1 protein-coding gene is annotated in these 255 nt (G+C 68.2%); it reads left to right on the top strand.

Annotation, left to right across the window (positions count from 1 at the left end; genetic code table 11):
* A partial coding sequence (locus tag NVV99_RS26630) for an aromatic-ring-hydroxylating dioxygenase subunit beta (RefSeq protein WP_313906275.1) occupies nucleotides 1–174 on the top strand: 174 nt, incomplete at its 5' end.
* Nucleotides 175–255: the final 81 nt, after the last annotated feature.

Here is a 255-nt window from a genome sequence, read left to right as displayed (position 1 = left end):
GCGGGTCGTCTCGTCCGCAGCCGTGGTGACGTCGGGGAGTCCTCCACTGTCTCGGCAGGACGCGAGGATCTCCTCCGCCGGACCTCATCCGGGTCCGGGTGGGAGCTGGCCCGTCGCACCATCATGGTCGACGAGTCGGTCATCCGCATGCAGACCCTGGCGATCTTCCTGTGAAACTGGAATGGGACGGCGAGGAGGAAGACCGCCTCGCGGCGATCCAGGCCACCGAGGAACGCCGCCGGCTCGAAGAGCACG

Source organism: Rhodococcus sp. PAE-6, from assembly GCF_025290685.1.
Lineage (GTDB): Bacteria > Actinomycetota > Actinomycetes > Mycobacteriales > Mycobacteriaceae > Rhodococcus > Rhodococcus pyridinivorans.
Note: the sequence above shows the minus strand (reverse complement) of the source record. Positions and strands in the feature narration are given on the sequence as shown.